Genomic DNA, 18,210 nt, shown 5'->3' on the forward strand with positions numbered 1-18,210 from the left:
ATCCTAAATAATAAAAAATCTTAGACTCACCAAAATAGTCTTATAAACTTAACCCCTGGCGATAATAATAAGTTTTTTTCATTACATTTACCTAATAAATAGAAAAGTGTTTTTTATATATGGTTTCTCGAAAGATACTTAGTCCAATATTTTCCACTATTACCAATATGTTCGGTCATAATATCCAATACAGCCGTGACATCTCTATTTTTTAAGCCACTAATAATACGTTTATGTTCTTCGATACTCTGTTTGATACGCGTTGTATTGAGCCTTACATTGGACTGCATGGCTAATAAGATCAGTCTATTTCTACGCCAAAGGTCGACTGCTTTTATATTGTAGTGATTTTTTACCGTCAACCAATGAAACTGCGTATCCAACGCCCGATATTCTTGATCTGTCGCTGTTTCCATTTCTTTTAGCAAAGATTCCATTTCATTCCTATCTTCTTCGCTGTGTTCTTCAACAAACCAAGACATTAAATACGGCTCTAATAGTTGTAATATCTCAAATACATCGCGTAGCGTGTTGTATTCAAACCTTGCTACCCTTGCCCCACTGTTAGGTTCGACGGTAACAAACCCCTCACCTTGTAATTGCTTTAATGCTTCTCTGACCGGATTAATGCTGGTTTGGTACTTTTCAGCCAGCTTTGTTGACACTAAACGATCGCCGCTTTGAAAAACCGCATTTGCGATATCATTCAATATATACGAATAAATCGTACTCTTCTCACCGATTAAAGGCGAAACTAATGGTGACTCTTTTCGTTCAAGCATCTTTGGGTAACCACTTCCACTAACGTTATTTTTCAGTTTGAATTTGTTCTACTTTACCAACCAAGAACAAATATGAACAGCAACCGATAAGGGCCAAAGAAGCAATAAATATCAAGGCTGGTTTAAAGTCACCGTCTTTCACCAGCCAGCCAATAACAATGGGGACGATGACAGCTGACAAGCCACCAACAAAGTTGAAGCACCCTCCTACCAAACCAACTAACTTTTTAGGCGATATAAGTGACACAAATACCCAAGCAATAGACGATAAACCGTTACCAAAGAATGCGAGTGACAGAAACGTGATTATCCAAAATGTGTCATCTGTATAATTTGCGCCTACTATGCTTACAGTTAACATTAGCCCCACGATAATAGGCGCTTTACGAGAAACCTCTTTTGATACTCCTTTGCGAACTAAAAAGTCTGAGGAGAAGCCTGACATCAAGACCCCAAAAAATGCGGCAAGAAATGGAACTGAAGCCAAAAATCCAGACTTGATAAAATCAAGGCCTCGATACTCGACCAAGTAAGTAGGAAACCAAGTTAAGAAAAACATTAGTGTTCCCCCTAAGCAGAACTGCCCTATGTATATTCCCCATAGCTTTTTATGGCCAAAGGCTAGCTTGAAATTAGCTGCATCAAAAGCCAACCTTTTGTTTTTCTGCTCTGAAACTGCAGATTCCTCTTCAACTGTTAACAAGTCTAATTCTTGTTGGTTAATACTCGGGTGGTCCTTTGGGTCACGATAAAATATAAACCAGATGACTGCCCATACGATGCCAATGATGCCCGAGATAATAAATAGTCCGCGCCAGCCAAAATAATTTTGTATCACAGCCAACAACGGCATTAAAAATGCTAAACCGATAAATTGCCCTGAGGTATATACTGCTATTGCCGATGCTCGCTCGCTCTCAGGAAACCACGACGTAATGATTTTGTTATTACATGGATAAGAAGGCGCTTCAAATACACCTATGGCCATTCTGCAGCCAATGAGCGCGGTAAAAGAGGATATAGCGCCTTGAATTAGCGTTGCCAAGGACCAGGCAACTAAAATAAACGGATATAAGATACGTGTTTTAACCACATCAACTGCAATTCCACCGGGTATCTGCAATATCGAGTAAGTCCAACCAAACGCTGAAAATATCAACCCCATTTGTACTGACGTCAGTGAAAGTTCGTCAGATAACGCCGATGCCGCAACCGATATATTAGTCCGATCCATATAATTAATGACCACGGTGATGAACACGAGCAACAGTACGTTATAACGCTTTTTTGTCATTTTTTGCTCTACCGTGTTTCTATCATGAAGCGCCATATTCACGTCGTTTGCCATAAGATTTATCCTAAGTTTTTTAAAGTCTCTACCAATTGGTGTATGAGCCATCTTTCTTGTATAAGCGTGGGGGCTCCCAATATTTGAACGGTAAATGACGAATTAAATCCTCATTTACGTCTACCCCTAAACCAGGCGTATCCTTCACTTTTAACGTACAGTTGTGCACTTTAGGGCGACCTATAAAATACTTATCATAGTCTTCCATGGAACCGTCATAAGGGGGATGCTCTAACCAAGCCAGATTACTAATCGCTGCACAAAAGTGTACTGAAGCCGCCGTACACAAAGGACTAAGAGGGTTATGAGGCATCATATCGATATAATTTAACTCGCACATGGCGGCAATTTTCATCGACTCAGTTAGTCCGCCAGCATTGCAAATATCTACCCTTCCAAAGCTAGTCAAGGCGTTTTGAACAAAAGGGGCAAAATCCCATTTACTAGTAAACTCTTCGCCTATTGCAAATGGAGTATCGATCATTTGCCTAAGTGACTGGTACGCTGCAGGCGATTGATCTCGAATAGGTTCTTCAATAAAATCCAAGGTACCACTAGGCATTCTATTTATGAAAGACACGGTTTCAGGCACCGACAATCGATGATGATAATCAATCCCTAAAGTCACTTCAGAACCCAACTCATGACGTGCAATTGTCATCCACTTAGCCACTAGCGAAATAGATTCTCTGGGTTCAAATGCGGTTGCAGAGTCAGGGCTACCATGCGCTCCGGTGGTCGCTCTTAGCGCTTTCCAACCTTGAGATTTAAGCTCGACTAAATCGTCAATAAGCGCTTGCCCCATCGGTTTTATACTCGTTGCAAACAAAGGAATTTCGTCTCTTTGCTTACCACCTAGTAACTGATAAACCGGTATATCTAAAGACTTCGCAACAAGATCATGAAGAGCAATATCTATAGCGGCTATTGCAGCTGCAAGTACGCGCCCACCTTCAAAGTATTGGCTCCTATACATCTCTTGCCATAGTGCTCCAATCTGGCAAGGATTTTTGCCAATCAAGAACTGCTTAAAATGCTCAACAGTACCAATAACCGCTTTTTCACGTCCTGATAAACCTGATTCACCCCAACCGTAAAAACCACTATCAGTTTCCACTTTGACTAAGCAAATATTTCGGAAGCCGGCCCAAAATCCATACGCTTTAACATCTGTAATTTTCATTATAGAAACCCAAAAAACCATTTTCGTTAACGCTTTTTACATATCATATACACGTTAATGTGGAATTTCATCAAAATTATGTGTAATTTATAAAAACAACGTATTTTTAACTTCATGTGATGTTTTCAATCTATGAGTTAAAAATACGCAATACACAGTTAGCCGATGGTAAAGAAGGTTGAAAATATGAAACGAAAATGGATAGGGTCCTCCACACTGCGTCTACTCATTGCAACACTAGCTCTTACGGTTTCCAGTAGTTATGCAGACGAACGCCCAAACATTGTCATTATGATGACGGATGACCAAGGCTACGGAGACATTGGTAGCCACAATAATCCTCATTTAAAAACACCAAACATAGAGAATATTGCCGCTCAAGGGTTAGAGATGACACATTTAATCACTTACCCAAATTGCTCAGCAACCCGAGCAGGCTTAATGACGGGACGTTATCCCTACCGCACTGGTGTAACAGCGGTCACTCAGGTTGATCACTTTATGCGCGGGGACGAAACCACTATTGCCGAAGTGCTAAGTGGGGCTGGTTACAGAACGGGCATCTTTGGAAAATGGCATTTAGGAGATAATCATCCCATGCGGCCCACAGACCAAGGGTTCCAGGAAGCGTTAGTTCATAAAGGTGGAGGAATAGGTCAAGCTGCAGGTCCAGCAGGCAACAGTTATTTCGCCCCCGTACTTGAACGCAATAACGTGTCGAAAAAATATCAAGGTTACAGTGACGATATATTTACTGATGCCGCACTTGATTTTATGGCACAAAAAAGTGAAAAACCCTTTTTTACTTATTTAGCCACGAACCTTCCACACCTGCCTTTACAGGTACCTGAAAAACTTGCTGCGCCCTATAGAAAAATGGGTCTTCACGAAGACAATGCCCTGGTATATGGCATGATTAGCAGTATTGATTATAACGTTGGCCGTGTTCTTGAAAAAATAAAAGCACTCGGCATTGAAAAGAATACCATTGTTATATTCATGTCCGATAACGGTCCCCGCCACCGTCGAACCAAAAATGATGGTATTCCTGGGCGCTGGGTGGCAAACCTCAGAGGCACCAAAACTAGCGTGTATGATGCTGGAATTCGAGTACCATTTTTTGTTAAGTGGCCCGGAAAAATAGCCCCTCAGATAAAAACTTCTGAAATGGGCACCGTGATGGACTTGTTTCCTACACTACTTGAAGCAGCAAATATACCCGTGCAGGAAGATATTCACATTGATGGTAAAAGTCTTTTACCTCTTTGGACAAAAAATGACAACAAAGGGCTTAGCGATCGAGACTTTTTTATTCAGCTACATTATGGGCCCACTCCCTTTAAATATATGCACTTCACGCTAAGAACACCAAAATATAAATTGGTTAGTCCTCACCCTTTCCCTCACGGTATTGTTCATCAACCCACTGACTTTATACTTCAAAACGTTCTGGAAAACCTTGAACTCTATGATCTGCAAACTGACCCAAGTGAACGAATTAACATTGCTGATCAGTACCCCGAGATAGTCGATGACATGCTATTAAGGTATGAAAACTGGTTTGATGAAGTTACCGAAGAACGGGAGGCAGCAGGTATAGAGTACATTTCTTTGGGAAATCCAGCACAACCCTCAGTTCACCTGTCTAGATTTGATTGGGGCGGACCGCGCGTTATCTCACGATTTGACTATGGCGGCCCGAAAGTAATTGAAGACAATCAATTAGGTTACTGGCGCGTACACTCATCCAAGGGGCGTTATAAAGTAACTTATGAATTGCCCGACGTATCTGACAATGCCGTGGCCTATTTGAAGTATGGCGCAGTTTATTTATCTAAAAACCTCACTGAAGGTCAAAAGACAGTGACCTTCAATAATGTGGAATTACCCGCTGGAGATGGTAATTTTCATGCGTACATAAAAGACCAAAGGTTACCCGTAGGCCCACATTTTGTGAACGTAGAAAGGCTAGATTTTTAGTGTAGAGTTTGAAACTAAGTGGGTCAGCTAAAGAAAGAACTGCTTCGAATTGAGAATTCTTAGACTGAAAAGCTCAATTTCCGAAAGCCGTTCTATTAGCAGTGAACTGCACTCGCAGTGAACTTTACTCGCAGTGAATTTGTGCTTTGGCACAACAGTCGCTGTCGTAATCATAGCAAAAAGGCTTGCTTATGTCTGAGTTTATACATAACTAGGGACTTCACGCTTCGAATCTTTAAACAGTGCCATCATTAACTTAATTGAATGATGATGAACACTACAGAGTAGAAGTACTTAAAAAAGAAAGCAGGAAATTGAGCATTAGAAGGTATTGAAGAGACTTACATTAACAGCATTATTGATTATTACTAAAGCCCATATCTTTAAGCACAAAAAACCGGCGTAAAGCCGGTTCTTTGTATTTGGCGGAGAGAGAGGGATTCGAACCCTCGATACGCTATAAACGTATACACACTTTCCAGGCGTGCGCCTTCAGCCACTCAGCCATCTCTCCAAATTTTGTATCAAGAAGATTTTCAACTACGAAAATCCCTGAGCGCGCGTATAGTAGGTAAAGCCGCGCGCTTAATCAAGAACTTGCTGGAAATTATTCAACAAGTGCTTATAAAACGTGCGCTTATAGTCCGCCCTTCGCTTTTAACTCGGCTGAAAAGTTTAGCATGCGATCAAGGGGGATAAGTGCGCCTTTACGCAGTTCATCATCAACAAAGATTTCATGGCCATCACTTTCGCCCGTTAAAGACGCCTTAATCGCTTCTAAGCCGTTCATTGCCATCCAAGGGCAGTGAGCACAGCTTTTACACGTAGCGCCGTTACCGCCCGTTGGAGCCTCTATAAATGTCTTCTCTGGAGTAAGTTGTTGCATCTTGTAAAAGATGCCTTTGTCAGTGGCGACAATGAAGGTATCGTTGTCCATGGTTTGCGATGCTTTTATTAGCTGGCTGGTTGAGCCAACGGCATCGGCCATCTCTACAACACTGGCTGGTGATTCAGGGTGAACCAGTACTGCTGCGTTTGGATATAGCGCCTTCATTTCTGCAAGCTTCTGCGCAGAGAACTCATCGTGAACAATACACTCGCCCTGCCACATTAACATGTCAGCACCGGTTTGCTTTGCGATGTAAGAGCCTAGGTGTCTGTCTGGACCCCAAATGATCTTCTTGCCCTGGCTGTCTAAGTGCTCAACGATTTCCAGCGCTATGCTTGACGTTACTACCCAATCTGCGCGCGCTTTTACCGCCGCCGAAGTATTCGCGTAAACCACAACGGTGTGATCAGGATGTTGGTCACAAAACTCGCTGAACTCTTTTACCGGGCAACCGATATCAAGGGAACAGGTCGCTTCAAGGGTAGGCATTAGCACGGTTTTTTCTGGGCTAAGAATTTTCGCCGTTTCGCCCATAAAGCGAACGCCAGCAACAATTAACGTTTGCTCTTCTACATCTCTACCAAATCGCGCCATTTCTAACGAGTCAGCTACACAGCCGCCGGTTTCCTCAGCAAGTGCCTGAATTTCATGGTCGGTGTAATAGTGTGCGACAAGCACAGCGTTACGAGCCTTAAGCAAGGCTTTTATCTCTGCCTTTAACTCAGCTTTACGTGCTTCTGATAATGGCTGTGGTTTTGCTGGGAACGGGTACTCTACCTGATCCACTCGAAATGCTACTGACATTAACCTACATCTCTGTTGCGACAAGGGTGCGGATTATACCCAACTGTCATAAAAATTACATACTAGCTATTCAACATAAGCGTAATTAAATAGTCGTATTTGTACTTACCTGTTCTACTACATGGGGTTAAGTAAACCAGATCAAAGTAAAAATGAGATGAGTAACAGTGCAAAGAGAAATAAAAACGAGATTTCAGAAAGTGTGATTTGAGTAGCGGTGTTTAACTTTAAGAAAACTTGATGGTGGGTCGTGCTGGATTCGAACCAGCGACCAATTGATTAAAAGTCAACTGCTCTACCAACTGAGCTAACGACCCATCAAGTAACACAAATATAAGGCAGCAATTCAAATGATGGTGGGTCGTGCTGGATTCGAACCAGCGACCAATTGATTAAAAGTCAACTGCTCTACCAACTGAGCTAACGACCCATCATTTGATGCTAGGAGAGAAAGTGGTGGGTCGTGCTGGATTCGAACCAGCGACCAATTGATTAAAAGTCAACTGCTCTACCAACTGAGCTAACGACCCTTTCTTTCCTGTGTTGCCTGTGTCTTGGCAACGGCGGCATATAATACTCAGATTTTTATTCGACGCAACCCATAACGTCCTTTTATTTTCATTTTTCTGTCAAATTACGACTAAACGGTCAAAATGAAAACAAATCGCTGGGTATTTATACCAGTACTAATTGAGTTTAGTCAGTTTTCTACGAAACTTAGTAAAATTTAGTGCAGACGTTTTATGCAGTTTAAGCGGAATTTTTTGAAATTTTTTTTCTTTAAATCACAAAAAAGCCTCTTTAAAAGAGGCTTTGTTCATTACAAGTTATTTAATCGAGATTCAGCAAGGCGTTTTGCCGAAGATTCTGGATATTCATTTACAACTTGTTGAAATAGCTGTCGTGCTGAAGAGCTGTCTCCCGTACGTTCGGCAATCACACCAAGTTTTAACAGGGCGTCTGGGCGCTTGGTAGAGTCGGTAAAGCGATTAGCTACGATATTGAATTGCTCACTAGCCTCACTCCATTGCTGCTTATTAAACAACAACTGCCCTAGCCAGTAATGCGCGTTGGGTGCGTAACCGCTGTTAGGAAAGCGTGAAATGAACGATTGGAATGCGGGAATGGCTTTATCGTACTCACGAGACTTGAGGATGAGATTCACCGCATTTTCATACGCTTCATCTTCACCTGCCTGTGGCGTTAGCGCCTGTGCTGGCGTAGGTGAAGAAGGTGAACTTACCGAGCCTGCATCAACTCCTGCACTTGGCATGGCACTACTTTGTAGCGCCCCACTTTGCTTAAGTGCTTCCACGCGCTTATCTATTTCAAGATAAAGCTCACGCTGACGCTCGAGTACTTTTTGAAGCTCGTTGGTATTCACTTCAACCGCACCGCGAAGCTGGTCGACTTCCATTTGCATGTTATCGAGCTGAGTTTGTAGCTTGTGCTGCATTTCAGTTCGACTTTTTACAATGCGCTCTAGTACAACGATACGCTGCTCTAATTCACTGCCACCATTAGCATCTACCACAGGCGCTTGCGCAAATGCGGTAGAAACAGCAAGGGCGGCACATAATGTGACGCCCATTTTCAATGTCTTATTCGCTAAAATAGTCATTAGCGGTAAACAACCACTCCGCGACGGTTTTGAGCAAATGCATACTCAGTAGAACCCATCACTGCTGGTTTTTCTTCACCGTATGAAACTACCATCACTTGGCTGCTGCTTACGCCAGCATTAAGCAGGTAAGTTTCAACAGACTGCGCACGACGCTCGCCAAGCGCAATGTTGTACTCTGGTGTACCACGGCTATCAGTATGACCTTCAATGGTCACTTTAGTGCTTGGATTTTTAACCAAGAACGCCGCGTGCTTATCTAGAATACGTTGGAACTCTGGCTTAATGCCTGAGCGGTCAAAATCAAAGTAAACGGTTTGCTCGTTTTTCAGGGCTTCCATTTCTTGCTGAACCATTTCTTCTTGACGCTTCATGCGCTGCGCCGCTTCTGCTTTAACGCGCTGCGCTTCTGCTTCACGTGCATCAGCTTCTGCAGCCGCTTGTTCTTGTGCAAGACGGTTACGTTCAGCTGCCAATTCTTCTTCGCTAGGGCCTGAAGAACATGCCATCATTGTCACTACTGGTAAGGCGATAATGAAGCTCTTCATCACTTTATTCATTTGCATCCTACTAATCCTTAAATTTTATTGTTTAGTCGTTAAATTGTTAGAACAAAAATGGTGACCAACTTGGCGATTTAACTTGCCCATTGGCTGCTGGTAACCTAGCTTTAAAGCGCCCGTCTAAAGAGACCAGTGACAACACTTGGGTCCCCTCATGAAGGGTACTGTAAATAATCATGCTTCCATTCGGCGCTACACTTGGTGATTCATCTAAGTACGTCCGTGTCAGTACTTGAGGTGATCCACCATCCAAAGACTGCTTAGCAATGTGATAGTTCCCATTAGTTTGGTTAACCATAATCATTTGCTTGCCATCAGGGGTTAGCGTACCGCCAAGGTTTTGCTCACCTACGAAGGTAACGCGCCTTACTTTCCCAGAATTTAAATTTACGCTATATATCTGGGGTTTACCACCCCGTTCCGAGCTAAATATTAAACCGCTGCCATCGGGTAGCCATGCAGGCTCTGTATCAATCGCTCTATTGCGTGTAACTCGGCGAAGATTTTTCGTCGCTAAGTCCATAACATAGAGTTCAGGGTTTCCATCTTTCGATAAAACCATAGCAAGTTGCTTGCCATCTGGTGAAAACACCGGGCTACTATTTATTCCAGGAAAATCAGTGATGCGCGTACGTTCACTGGTGTAGATATCTTGGATGAATATTTGCGGTCTACGGTTTTCAAAGCTCACATAGGCAAGCTTTTCACCGTCAGGTGACCATACTGGCGACATAAGTGGCTCAGGTGACGACAACAAACGGGTTTCGTTCTCGCCGTCGTAGTCTGCAATCACTAATTGATAAGGCTTAGCCACGGTATCGCGGTCGCGAACAATCACATAAGCAATTTTTGTTAAGAATGCACCGCGAACGCCAGTTAATTTCTCATACACTATGTCGCTAACTCGATGCGCATACTGACGAAAGTCTCGACCATTAATTACCGCCTGACGAGCAGCTAGAACGTGATTATTACTCGCGACTAAATTTCCGTTTTTGAGTACCTTTGCCTGGCCTTTATCAACTTGCCCTTTAAGCACATCAATAAGCTCATAAGATACAAGGAAACGGTCGCCGCCTTGAGGCTCGATGCTTCCCACTAATACGGTATCAACTCCAAGTGTTGCCCACGCTGTGTAAGACACTTGCTCAGCGGTTTCTGGATACTGCGGCATTTTGTCTACAGAGACCGGGTTAAACTTACCGCTTCGCATTAAATCAGCCATCACTACTTTGGAAATATCGCCTGGCATACTGCCCTGCCCTTTCCATTTAAATGGCACAACACCGATTGGGCGGGCGCTATCTACACCCTCGGTTATTACAATCTCTAAGGATGCAAATACTTTGACACTAAAGGCCATCGTAATAAGCGCTATCCATAAACCTAGTTTTTTCATACCACTATAATTCCACTTTTAAAGTTATGTCTTTTAGCTGCTCGTAAACATCCGGTGCATCTGATACGGGTAGCTTTTCTGCACGGCGCACTGCACTTTCTGCAGCGCGGCACAGCGCGTCATTACCGCCTAGCACGCGAATACTGGTTACAAAACCTGTGGTAGCCAGCCGTATATTCAAGCGACAGGTTTTACCGTTATAGCTGTCGTCAGAATACAAGTTGCGCTTAATGGTTTGCTGAATTAGCGCTGTATAGCGCTCAACTTCAGTTAGTACCTGCTTTCGTCTACGTTCTTGCTGAGCTGCTTGCTCTTGTGCTAACTGCTCTTGCATGATCCTTTCCATCTCTGCACGTTCAGCCGCTTCTTTTTTCTTACGCTCTGCATCAGCTTTCGCTTTTGCTTCACGTTCTTTGCGTTCTTTCTCTTTTTGCGCGGCTAGGCGTTCTAGGTCTTTTTGTCTTTTCGCCTCGGCAGCTTCAGCCTCACGCTTTTCTTTAGCACGCTTAGCTGCTAGCTGCTGTTGACGCTTTTTCTCAGCTGCCGCTTGTGCTTTTCTTTGTTTCTCCCGCTCTTGGGCTCGCGCTTGCGCTTCGGCTTGTGCCTGGGCCTTTTTCTGGTCAGCTATAGCTTGCGCATCAATAAAGGTTGCTTCAATTACTGGGGCATTAGAAGGTGCGCTAGGGAGCGGTTCAGGCGAGAAACTGACGCTAATAAGTAACAGTGCAGCAATAATGGCGTGCAAACCTAACGACTTGTACAAACCAAGTTGTTCAGGCGTCATTTTACTTTTCTTGTTACCTTTTTGTTTCGTCTCCGCGCGCTCTCCTTCCTTCGAGGAAGCATTCTTTTGAACAGTGCTGTTGGACACTTCAGGTTTCGACATATCTATACTACTCAACCGGATCCGTCATCAACCCTACTGAAGGCACACCAGCTTGTTGTAACAACACCATTAACTGTATCACCTCGTTGTATGCTACTTGTCCATCGCCTTTTACAACAACAGGCGTATTAGGCTCTTTGGTTAATTGTGCTTTCACTATGGCACCCAACTCATCTTCACTGATTGGCGATTCTTGGTCTTCGCCAACATTCAAAAAGTAGCGGCCTTTAACATCTACCGAAGCAATAATAGGTGGGTTGTCTTCCTGCTCAATTGGGTTAGCACTGGCTTTGGGCAAATCTACTTTCACCCCTTGAGAAATAAGTGGCGCCGTTACCATAAAGATAATAAGCAGCACTAACATCACGTCGATGTAAGGTACTACGTTTATCTCTGATACCGGTCTGCGGCGTTTTCTTACATACATAACAAGTCCTCCGTTTGGAACGTAAACGCTTAGGCTTGTTGTTGTGCTTGCGCAGCAACCGCTTGGCGATGAAGAATTGCCGAGAACTCTTCCATAAAGTTGCCATAGCTATTTTCTAGCTTCTCAACTTGGTGGCTGAAACGGTTGTATGCGATTACAGCAGGAATAGCTGCAAATAGACCAATGGCGGTTGCAATAAGCGCTTCTGCAATACCAGGTGCAACCATTGCAAGGGTTGCTTGCTGCACTTCACCTAACGCGATGAAGGCATTCATTATTCCCCAAACAGTTCCGAAAAGACCAATGTAAGGGCTAATAGAACCTGCAGTAGCTAAAAAAGGTAGACGACTTTCTAGCTCTTCAACTTGGCGAGACATAGAAACGCGCATAGCGCGGTATGTACCGTCGACAGTGCCATTGGTTGCCGTATTTGATTTGCGCAGGCGAACAAACTCTTTAAAACCTGAACAAAAAATACTGCCCATACCGGTTAGGTTAGTTCTTGCTGAAAGCTCTTGATAAAGTCGGTTTAAATCAGCCCCCGACCAAAACTTGTCTTCAAACTGACGCATTTCATTACGTGCAGCTGAAAGTGCTTTACTTCGTTGAAATATAAATGTCCAAGACGCGACTGAAACGCTCAATAGTAAAAGCATAACAAGTTGAACAATAAAGCTTGCTTGTAAGAACAAGCCAATAAAAGTGAGATCAGATGACACGCGAAATTTCCCCTAACAAAGTACGTGGTAATCTTTTTGGCTTCATTACAGCCAAATCGACGCAGGCAACCTTAATATTTCCAGATACTAAGGTAACGCCTTGTTCATTTTTAATATTTTGTTGAAACGTCATACTAGCGCCTTTCAATTCTACAACGCGAGTTTCAATACTCAACAGTTGATTAAACCGCGCGGGCGCATAGTTATGCATTTCAACGTGTTTGACGACAAAAGCGATAGATTGTTCCATTAGCGCATCTTGTTCGTAACCTAGCCCGCGAAGCCACTCAGTACGGGCTCTCTCCATAAACTTAAGGTAATTCGCATAATACACAATACCGCCAGCGTCGGTATCTTCGTAATACACCCTTACCTGATGTAAATGCATAACTATTCCTCAACCTTCAAATAAATTCATCCAAAATGCAGTTAAAACAACTATTTTCAGCGATAAATTGCAGAAAGAAAAAGCCCCGAAAACCGCACCAAGGCTAACTATTAATCAAAATTAAACCATAAATAAACACACAATTAACACATTAGATTTTCTAATCCAAATATACAATTTTACTCAATTGTGCTTTTTTCTGCGCTCCCTATAATGCACAGCATCAGTCGTACAGAGCGTGATGGTGCTTAGCACGGTCATGCAAGAGATTTTCTCCTGTTAGACATGAGTTCCCTGGATTTATTTCCTTCAACACTTGTTGTTTTAGCCCGCTCTATGAGCGGGCTTTTTTTTGCCTACGGTTTTTCACTTGTATCTAGCGAAATAATCAGTACCTATACTAGCCGTTCGCTCTATACTCGCGTTCTGTACTCGCGTTCTGTACTCGCGCTCAGTACTCGCGCTCAGTACTCGCGCTCAGTACTCGCGCTCAGTACTCGCGCTCAGTACTCGCGCACTATGATGAGCCGACATTGTTCCGATACCAGCATAAATTTGCATCACTAGAACTATTTACAAAGCCTAAAAAAGCCCAGCTATCCAGCTAGGCCTTTAATACAAATCAACACCCTGTTAAACAAAGCGTTGAATTATTCTGACGGAGTAAAGCCAAAGTGCAGATAGGCGCGCTGCGACACGATGCGACCCCGTGGCGTGCGCTGTAAGAAGCCCTGTTGAATAAGAAAGGGTTCAATTACATCTTCTATGGTTTCTTTTTCTTCACCAATGGCTGCGGCCAAGTTGTCTAGGCCTACTGGCCCACCATCAAATTTTTCAATAATAGTGGTAAGCAATTTGCGGTCCATGTAATCAAAGCCTTCTTTGTCTACATCAAGCATATCTAGGGCTTTAGCAGCGACATCAGCGCCCACAGTACCGTCGGCTTTAATCTCGGCATAATCTCGAACACGGCGAAGTAAGCGATTAGCGATACGCGGTGTACCTCTAGAGCGACGTGCCACTTCTTGAGCGCCATCCTCATTCATTTCTAAATTAAGATAGCTTGCACTTCTTGAAACAATGCTAGTGAGGTCTTTAACGTTGTAAAACTCTAAGCGCTGTACAATGCCGAAACGGTCCCGTAATGGCGACGTTAGCGAGCCTGCGCGTGTGGTTGCCCCCACCAAGGTAAAAGGAGGAAGGTCGAGCTTAATAGAGCGTGCCGCTGGCCCTTCCCCTATCATAATATCTAGCTGATAGTCTTCCATAGCTGGATAGAGAATTTCTTCCACGACTGGGCTTAAGCGGTGTATTTCATCAATGAACAACACATCGTTGCGCTCAAGGTTGGTAAGCAACGCGGCAAGATCACCGGCTTTTTCTAGCACAGGACCTGAGGTTGTTTTGATGTTTACGCCCATCTCGTTAGCCACAATATTCGCCAAGGTTGTTTTACCTAAGCCTGGCGGGCCAAAAATAAGTAGATGGTCGAGCGCATCGTCGCGATTACGTGCCGCCTGAATAAATATTTCCATTTGCTCACAAACGTGAGGTTGCCCCGTGTAGTCATCCAACATCTTAGGGCGAATGGCACGGTCAATCACCTCATCTTCGGTACTGGCGTCAGGCGTAATCAGTCTGTCTGCTTCAATCATGATAGTTCTACTTTAGGGAATAACACGAAGACAGCATGACGTCGTTATCGCTGCCTTCACTACGCGCTATTATATAGCGGCTTTTAAGGCATCGCGAATAACAGCTTCGCTTTCCATACCTTCAGTGTATACACTTTCAACCAGCTTACTGGCCTGTGCCGGTTTGTAGCCCAATGCGATAAGTGCGCTTTGCGCCTCTTCACGGGCGTCGTTTACTGCAACAATAGTGTTATTCGATAACAAGTCACTGCTAGGCGGCGGCATTACAATGCTTTGCGCTTTACCAAACTTAGCGAGTCTGTCTTTGAGTTCGACCACTAAACGTTCTGCGGTTTTCTTACCAATGCCCGGTAAGCTGACGAGTGCTGAAACGTCTTCATTTTGTACACTTGCCAAAAATTGCCCAGCCGACATACCAGATAAAATAGCTAAGCCCAGTTTAGGGCCTACACCATTAGCTTTTATTAACTCGCGAAATAAGCCTCGCTCCATTTTATCGGCAAACCCGAAAAGAAGTTGGGCATCTTCACGTACCACAAAGTGTGTATATACCACCACTTCCTCACCAACTGCTGGCAGTTGATAAAAACTGGTCATGGGCATATGAATTTCGTAACCAACACCAGCTACGTCTACAAGAATTTCTGGAGGCTGCTTTTCAGCCAACGTACCGCGAATTCGTCCTATCATGAATAATCTCTGTAAAAGCGTTAGCTTCGAGCAGGATTAGCGCAAGCGTCCACGTACGGTTTTGCGAGCTTGCCCTGCCATGTTTATCAGGCTCTGTTCGGTGTGTGCGTGACACAAGGCGACGGCTAAAGCGTCGGCAGCATCGGCTTGCGGTGTACCACTTAAATTCAGCAGGTGCTTAACCATATGCTGAACTTGCGTTTTATCGGCGCCACCTTTGCCAACTACCGATTGCTTAATTTGCCTTGCACTGTATTCGGCTACTGGAAGCTGCGCTTGAGTGGCTGCAACAATAGCTGCACCTCTCGCTTGACCAAGCTTTAACGCCGAGTCAGGGTTTTTCGCCATGAATACTTGCTCAATAGCAAACTGCTCAGGCTTATATTGGCGAATAATATCGCCAACGCCGGTAAAAATGTTAGCAAGACGAGAAGGCAAATCGGTTGTGCCAACGCGAATACATCCGCTTGCCACATACACTAGTTTACCTTGCTTTCGCGCAATTATGCCGTAGCCTGTAATCCGAGAACCTGGATCTATACCCAGTATAACCATTAAGGCACACTCGGTACAAACAAAGATACCGCTTCTCTATTTGAGGGAGACCATAAACGCCTTAACGCTTCATTTTTTGACACCCACTCAAACTGCAAATGCTCTGTCAAAACAATAGGTAAATCGCTATTTATTTGAAGGGAAAATACGTGCTCTGTATTGTGCACAGTACCTGGGGGGTAACGGTGTAGCCAGCGGCTACGAATAATATATTTGTTTTGCTTACCGTGGTCGTTAACCACAAACCCGTGTTCTTTGGCATTAATACCAACTTCTTCACACACTTCACGATATGCAGTTTCTAAAGGTAACTCGCCCTCTTCTAACGCGCCGGTTACCGACTGCCAAAAGGTGGGGTCGTCTTGTCGCTGTAAAAGCAGCACTCGGTAGTGTTGATCGTACAACACTACCAGTGCAGATTCAGGCTTCTTATACGCCATAAATTATGATTGCTTTTTCACCGTTGCAATAGCAAGCTCTTCAAGCTGCTGTGGATTTGCTGGGCTAGGCGCCGATGTTAACGGGCATGCCGCTGTGGTGGTTTTAGGGAACGCCATTACGTCACGAATAGACGTTGCACCCGTCATTAGCATAACTAGGCGATCTAAACCAAAGGCAAGACCAGCATGCGGTGGCGCACCAAAGCGAAGTGCATCAAGTAAGAAGCCAAACTTGTTCTTCGCTTCTTCATCGTCAATACCAAGAATGTTGAATACTGTAGACTGCATATCTTCATTGTGAATACGTACAGAACCACCGCCTAACTCAACACCGTTTAGTACCATGTCGTACGCGTCTGAAAGAGCTTCAGCTGGGTTAGCTTTAAGTTCTTCTGGCGTTAGACCACGTGGTGCAGTGAACGGGTGGTGGATAGCGTGAAGCTGACCGTCGAACTCTTCAAACATTGGGAAGTCAACAACCCAAAGTGGCTTCCACTCGCCTTCAAGAAGCTCAAAGTCTTCACCAAGCTTAAGACGAAGTGCGCCCATCGCTTCGGTTACCACAGTGTAGCTGTCAGCACCGAACAATAGAATATCGCCACTTTGTGCGCCAGTGCGCTCAAGCATAGCGTTAGTGATATCTTCTGATAGAAATTTAAGAATTGGCGACTGTAGACCTTCAAGACCAGCACCAGCATCGTTCACCTTTATCCACGCTAAGCCTTTCGCACCATAAATACCTACAAATTTCGTGTATTCATCAATTTGCTTACGCGAAAGTGACGCACCACCAGGTACACGGATAGCCGCAACGCGACCTTTCGGGTCGTTTGCTGGGCCGCTAAATACTTTAAAGTCAACGTTAGCAAGTAAGTCTGCTACGTCGGTTAACTCTAGCGGGTTGCGCAGGTCGGGCTTGTCACTACCAAAGCGCGTCATGGCTTCTTTGTAAGTCATACGCGGGAAGTCGCCAAGGTCAACATCTAGCATTTTGTTGAACAAGTCGCGGATCATACGTTCTGTAATAGACATTACGCCGTCAGCGTCTAAGAACGTGGTTTCGATATCGATTTGGGTAAATTCTGGTTGGCGGTCAGCACGTAAGTCTTCGTCGCGGAAGCACTTAACGATTTGATAGTAACGGTCCATGCCCGACATCATCAGAAGCTGTTTGAAAAGCTGTGGCGACTGCGGAAGTGCAAAGAACTCGCCTTTGTGCGTGCGGCTTGGCACTAGGTAATCACGCGCACCTTCTGGCGTTGCTTTGGTAAGAATAGGCGTTTCAATATCTAGGAAACCTTCTTCTTCTAAGAAACGACGCACAGCACCAGTTACTTTTGCACGGAACTGTAAACGCTGGCTCATTACTGGACGGCGAAGGTCTAAATAACGATAACGAAGGCGCTGTTCTTCTGAATTTTCTTGGTTCCAATCTAGAGGAAGTACGTCAGATTTATTGATAACTTCAAGGCCTGTGCCCAGAATTTCAATTTCCCCTGTGCGCATGTCTTTATTAACTTGTCCTTCAGGACGCGCACGAACTTTGCCCGTTAGCTTAACGCAGAATTCACTGCGCAAGGTATTCGCTACCGATAGCACGTCTGGTAAATCTGGGTCGAACACCACTTGTACGATACCTTCGCGGTCGCGTAAGTCGATGAAAATTACACCGCCTAAATCGCGACGCTTGTTAACCCACCCGCAAAGGGTAACTTCTTGTCCAATGTATGATGAATCGATATTCCCACAGTAATCTGTGCGCATGGTCCTTGACCCCTGATGTTTTCTTCTTGCTTCGCATGCAAGGAATTGGCGTTCAAAACCGTTTACTTTTGAGCTTAAGACTTTGCCAAAATTCGCGTAAACTTGCTGGCCAATTAA

General features: G+C 44.2%; 17 protein-coding genes and 4 tRNA genes. 1 reads left to right on the forward strand and 20 read right to left on the reverse strand.

All coding sequences use genetic code 11. The annotated features are described in order from the left end of the window. Positions 1-113 precede the first annotated feature (113 nt). From KL866_RS13235 to KL866_RS13245, 3 genes are read right to left on the reverse strand one after another with little or no spacing between them, the layout of a single operon-like run. Complete coding sequence (locus KL866_RS13235; protein ID WP_214995384.1) at positions 114-782, reverse strand: GntR family transcriptional regulator; 669 nt, start codon at positions 780-782, stop codon at positions 114-116. Positions 783-807: 25 nt separating this feature from the next. Beyond that, complete coding sequence (locus KL866_RS13240; protein WP_214995495.1) at positions 808-2,112, reverse strand: MFS transporter; 1,305 nt, start codon at positions 2,110-2,112, stop codon at positions 808-810. Positions 2,113-2,158: 46 nt separating this feature from the next. After that, complete coding sequence (locus KL866_RS13245) at positions 2,159-3,313, reverse strand: mandelate racemase/muconate lactonizing enzyme family protein (RefSeq protein ID WP_214995387.1); 1,155 nt, start codon at positions 3,311-3,313, stop codon at positions 2,159-2,161. 186 nt (positions 3,314-3,499) lie between these two features. Here KL866_RS13245 and KL866_RS13250 point away from each other — a divergent pair, with 186 nt between their 5' ends. Then, positions 3,500-5,293, forward strand: coding sequence for an arylsulfatase (locus KL866_RS13250; RefSeq protein WP_214995389.1), 1,794 nt, complete (start codon positions 3,500-3,502; stop codon positions 5,291-5,293). A gap of 423 nt (positions 5,294-5,716) precedes the next feature. Here the strand turns inward: KL866_RS13250 and KL866_RS13255 are convergent. The 17 genes from KL866_RS13255 to aspS all read right to left on the reverse strand — a co-directional run bounded on the left by KL866_RS13255 (position 5,717) and on the right by aspS (position 18,093). Further along, positions 5,717-5,807: transfer RNA gene (locus tag KL866_RS13255), tRNA-Ser, on the reverse strand. 123 nt (positions 5,808-5,930) lie between these two features. Further along, a complete protein-coding gene (gene nadA, locus KL866_RS13260) occupies positions 5,931-6,986 on the reverse strand; it encodes a quinolinate synthase NadA (protein ID WP_214995391.1) in 1,056 nt (351 codons plus the stop codon). Between the two features lie 241 nt (positions 6,987-7,227). Continuing rightward, positions 7,228-7,303, reverse strand: a tRNA-Lys gene (locus tag KL866_RS13265). 37 nt (positions 7,304-7,340) lie between these two features. After that, positions 7,341-7,416, reverse strand: a tRNA-Lys gene (locus KL866_RS13270). A gap of 24 nt (positions 7,417-7,440) precedes the next feature. Continuing rightward, positions 7,441-7,516: transfer RNA gene (locus KL866_RS13275), tRNA-Lys, on the reverse strand. Positions 7,517-7,806: 290 nt separating this feature from the next. Continuing rightward, the gene (gene ybgF, locus KL866_RS13280; protein WP_214995394.1) at positions 7,807-8,607 is read right to left on the reverse strand and encodes a tol-pal system protein YbgF; all 801 of its coding nucleotides are present in this window, start codon (positions 8,605-8,607) and stop codon (positions 7,807-7,809) included. Next, the gene (gene pal / locus KL866_RS13285) at positions 8,607-9,173 is read right to left on the reverse strand and encodes a peptidoglycan-associated lipoprotein Pal (RefSeq protein WP_025254604.1); all 567 of its coding nucleotides are present in this window, start codon (positions 9,171-9,173) and stop codon (positions 8,607-8,609) included. Before pal ends, ybgF begins: the two co-directional genes overlap by 1 nt. Positions 9,174-9,213: 40 nt before the next feature. Further along, entirely contained in the window at positions 9,214-10,569 is a 1,356-nt protein-coding gene (gene tolB, locus KL866_RS13290; RefSeq protein ID WP_214995396.1) for a Tol-Pal system beta propeller repeat protein TolB, read from the reverse strand. A gap of 4 nt (positions 10,570-10,573) precedes the next feature. Further along, a complete protein-coding gene (tolA, locus tag KL866_RS13295) occupies positions 10,574-11,353 on the reverse strand; it encodes a cell envelope integrity protein TolA (RefSeq protein ID WP_251140045.1) in 780 nt (259 codons plus the stop codon). A 109-nt stretch (positions 11,354-11,462) separates the two neighbouring features. Beyond that, positions 11,463-11,882 (reverse strand): protein TolR, encoded by a 420-nt coding sequence (tolR, locus tag KL866_RS13300; protein WP_025254601.1) that lies wholly within the window; start codon positions 11,880-11,882, stop codon positions 11,463-11,465. A gap of 29 nt (positions 11,883-11,911) precedes the next feature. Beyond that, positions 11,912-12,601, reverse strand: a complete 690-nt coding sequence (gene tolQ, locus KL866_RS13305; protein ID WP_214995400.1) for a protein TolQ — start codon at positions 12,599-12,601, stop codon at positions 11,912-11,914. Continuing rightward, positions 12,591-12,989, reverse strand: coding sequence for a tol-pal system-associated acyl-CoA thioesterase (gene ybgC / locus KL866_RS13310; protein WP_025254599.1), 399 nt, complete (start codon positions 12,987-12,989; stop codon positions 12,591-12,593). Before ybgC ends, tolQ begins: the two co-directional genes overlap by 11 nt. Positions 12,990-13,639: 650 nt before the next feature. After that, on the reverse strand, positions 13,640-14,644 hold the full coding sequence (ruvB, locus tag KL866_RS13315) for a Holliday junction branch migration DNA helicase RuvB (RefSeq protein ID WP_214995402.1): 1,005 nt from the start codon (positions 14,642-14,644) through the stop codon (positions 13,640-13,642). A 69-nt stretch (positions 14,645-14,713) separates the two neighbouring features. Continuing rightward, positions 14,714-15,334 (reverse strand): Holliday junction branch migration protein RuvA, encoded by a 621-nt coding sequence (ruvA, locus tag KL866_RS13320; protein WP_214995404.1) that lies wholly within the window; start codon positions 15,332-15,334, stop codon positions 14,714-14,716. Between the two features lie 36 nt (positions 15,335-15,370). Then, the gene (ruvC, locus tag KL866_RS13325) at positions 15,371-15,889 is read right to left on the reverse strand and encodes a crossover junction endodeoxyribonuclease RuvC (RefSeq protein WP_025254596.1); all 519 of its coding nucleotides are present in this window, start codon (positions 15,887-15,889) and stop codon (positions 15,371-15,373) included. Then, entirely contained in the window at positions 15,889-16,329 is a 441-nt protein-coding gene (gene nudB / locus KL866_RS13330) for a dihydroneopterin triphosphate diphosphatase (RefSeq protein WP_214995406.1), read from the reverse strand. Before nudB ends, ruvC begins: the two co-directional genes overlap by 1 nt. 3 nt (positions 16,330-16,332) lie before the next feature. Then, a complete protein-coding gene (gene aspS / locus KL866_RS13335; protein WP_214995408.1) occupies positions 16,333-18,093 on the reverse strand; it encodes an aspartate--tRNA ligase in 1,761 nt (586 codons plus the stop codon). Between the last annotated feature and the right edge of the window lie 117 nt (positions 18,094-18,210).

Source organism: Alteromonas sp. ALT199 (assembly GCF_018619335.1).
Lineage (GTDB): Bacteria > Pseudomonadota > Gammaproteobacteria > Enterobacterales > Alteromonadaceae > Alteromonas.

Excerpts from the sequence above, each read along its gene's own strand:
- ybgF (WP_214995394.1), bottom strand. The coding sequence starts at position 8,607 with ATGACTATTTTAGCGAATAAGACATTGAAAATGGGCGTCACATTATGT.
- tolA (WP_251140045.1), bottom strand. The coding sequence starts at position 11,353 with ATGACGCCTGAACAACTTGGTTTGTACAAGTCGTTAGGTTTGCACGCC.
- nudB (WP_214995406.1), bottom strand. The coding sequence starts at position 16,329 with ATGGCGTATAAGAAGCCTGAATCTGCACTGGTAGTGTTGTACGATCAA.
- aspS (WP_214995408.1), bottom strand. The coding sequence starts at position 18,093 with ATGCGCACAGATTACTGTGGGAATATCGATTCATCATACATTGGACAA.
- nadA (WP_214995391.1), bottom strand. The coding sequence starts at position 6,986 with ATGTCAGTAGCATTTCGAGTGGATCAGGTAGAGTACCCGTTCCCAGCA.
- KL866_RS13235 (WP_214995384.1), bottom strand. The coding sequence starts at position 782 with ATGCTTGAACGAAAAGAGTCACCATTAGTTTCGCCTTTAATCGGTGAG.
- ybgC (WP_025254599.1), bottom strand. The coding sequence starts at position 12,989 with ATGCATTTACATCAGGTAAGGGTGTATTACGAAGATACCGACGCTGGC.
- ruvC (WP_025254596.1), bottom strand. The coding sequence starts at position 15,889 with ATGGTTATACTGGGTATAGATCCAGGTTCTCGGATTACAGGCTACGGC.
- ruvB (WP_214995402.1), bottom strand. The coding sequence starts at position 14,644 with ATGATTGAAGCAGACAGACTGATTACGCCTGACGCCAGTACCGAAGAT.
- tolB (WP_214995396.1), bottom strand. The coding sequence starts at position 10,569 with ATGAAAAAACTAGGTTTATGGATAGCGCTTATTACGATGGCCTTTAGT.
- ruvA (WP_214995404.1), bottom strand. The coding sequence starts at position 15,334 with ATGATAGGACGAATTCGCGGTACGTTGGCTGAAAAGCAGCCTCCAGAA.
- KL866_RS13245 (WP_214995387.1), bottom strand. The coding sequence starts at position 3,313 with ATGAAAATTACAGATGTTAAAGCGTATGGATTTTGGGCCGGCTTCCGA.
- KL866_RS13240 (WP_214995495.1), bottom strand. The coding sequence starts at position 2,112 with ATGGCGCTTCATGATAGAAACACGGTAGAGCAAAAAATGACAAAAAAG.
- KL866_RS13250 (WP_214995389.1), top strand. The coding sequence starts at position 3,500 with ATGAAACGAAAATGGATAGGGTCCTCCACACTGCGTCTACTCATTGCA.
- tolR (WP_025254601.1), bottom strand. The coding sequence starts at position 11,882 with ATGTATGTAAGAAAACGCCGCAGACCGGTATCAGAGATAAACGTAGTA.
- pal (WP_025254604.1), bottom strand. The coding sequence starts at position 9,173 with ATGCAAATGAATAAAGTGATGAAGAGCTTCATTATCGCCTTACCAGTA.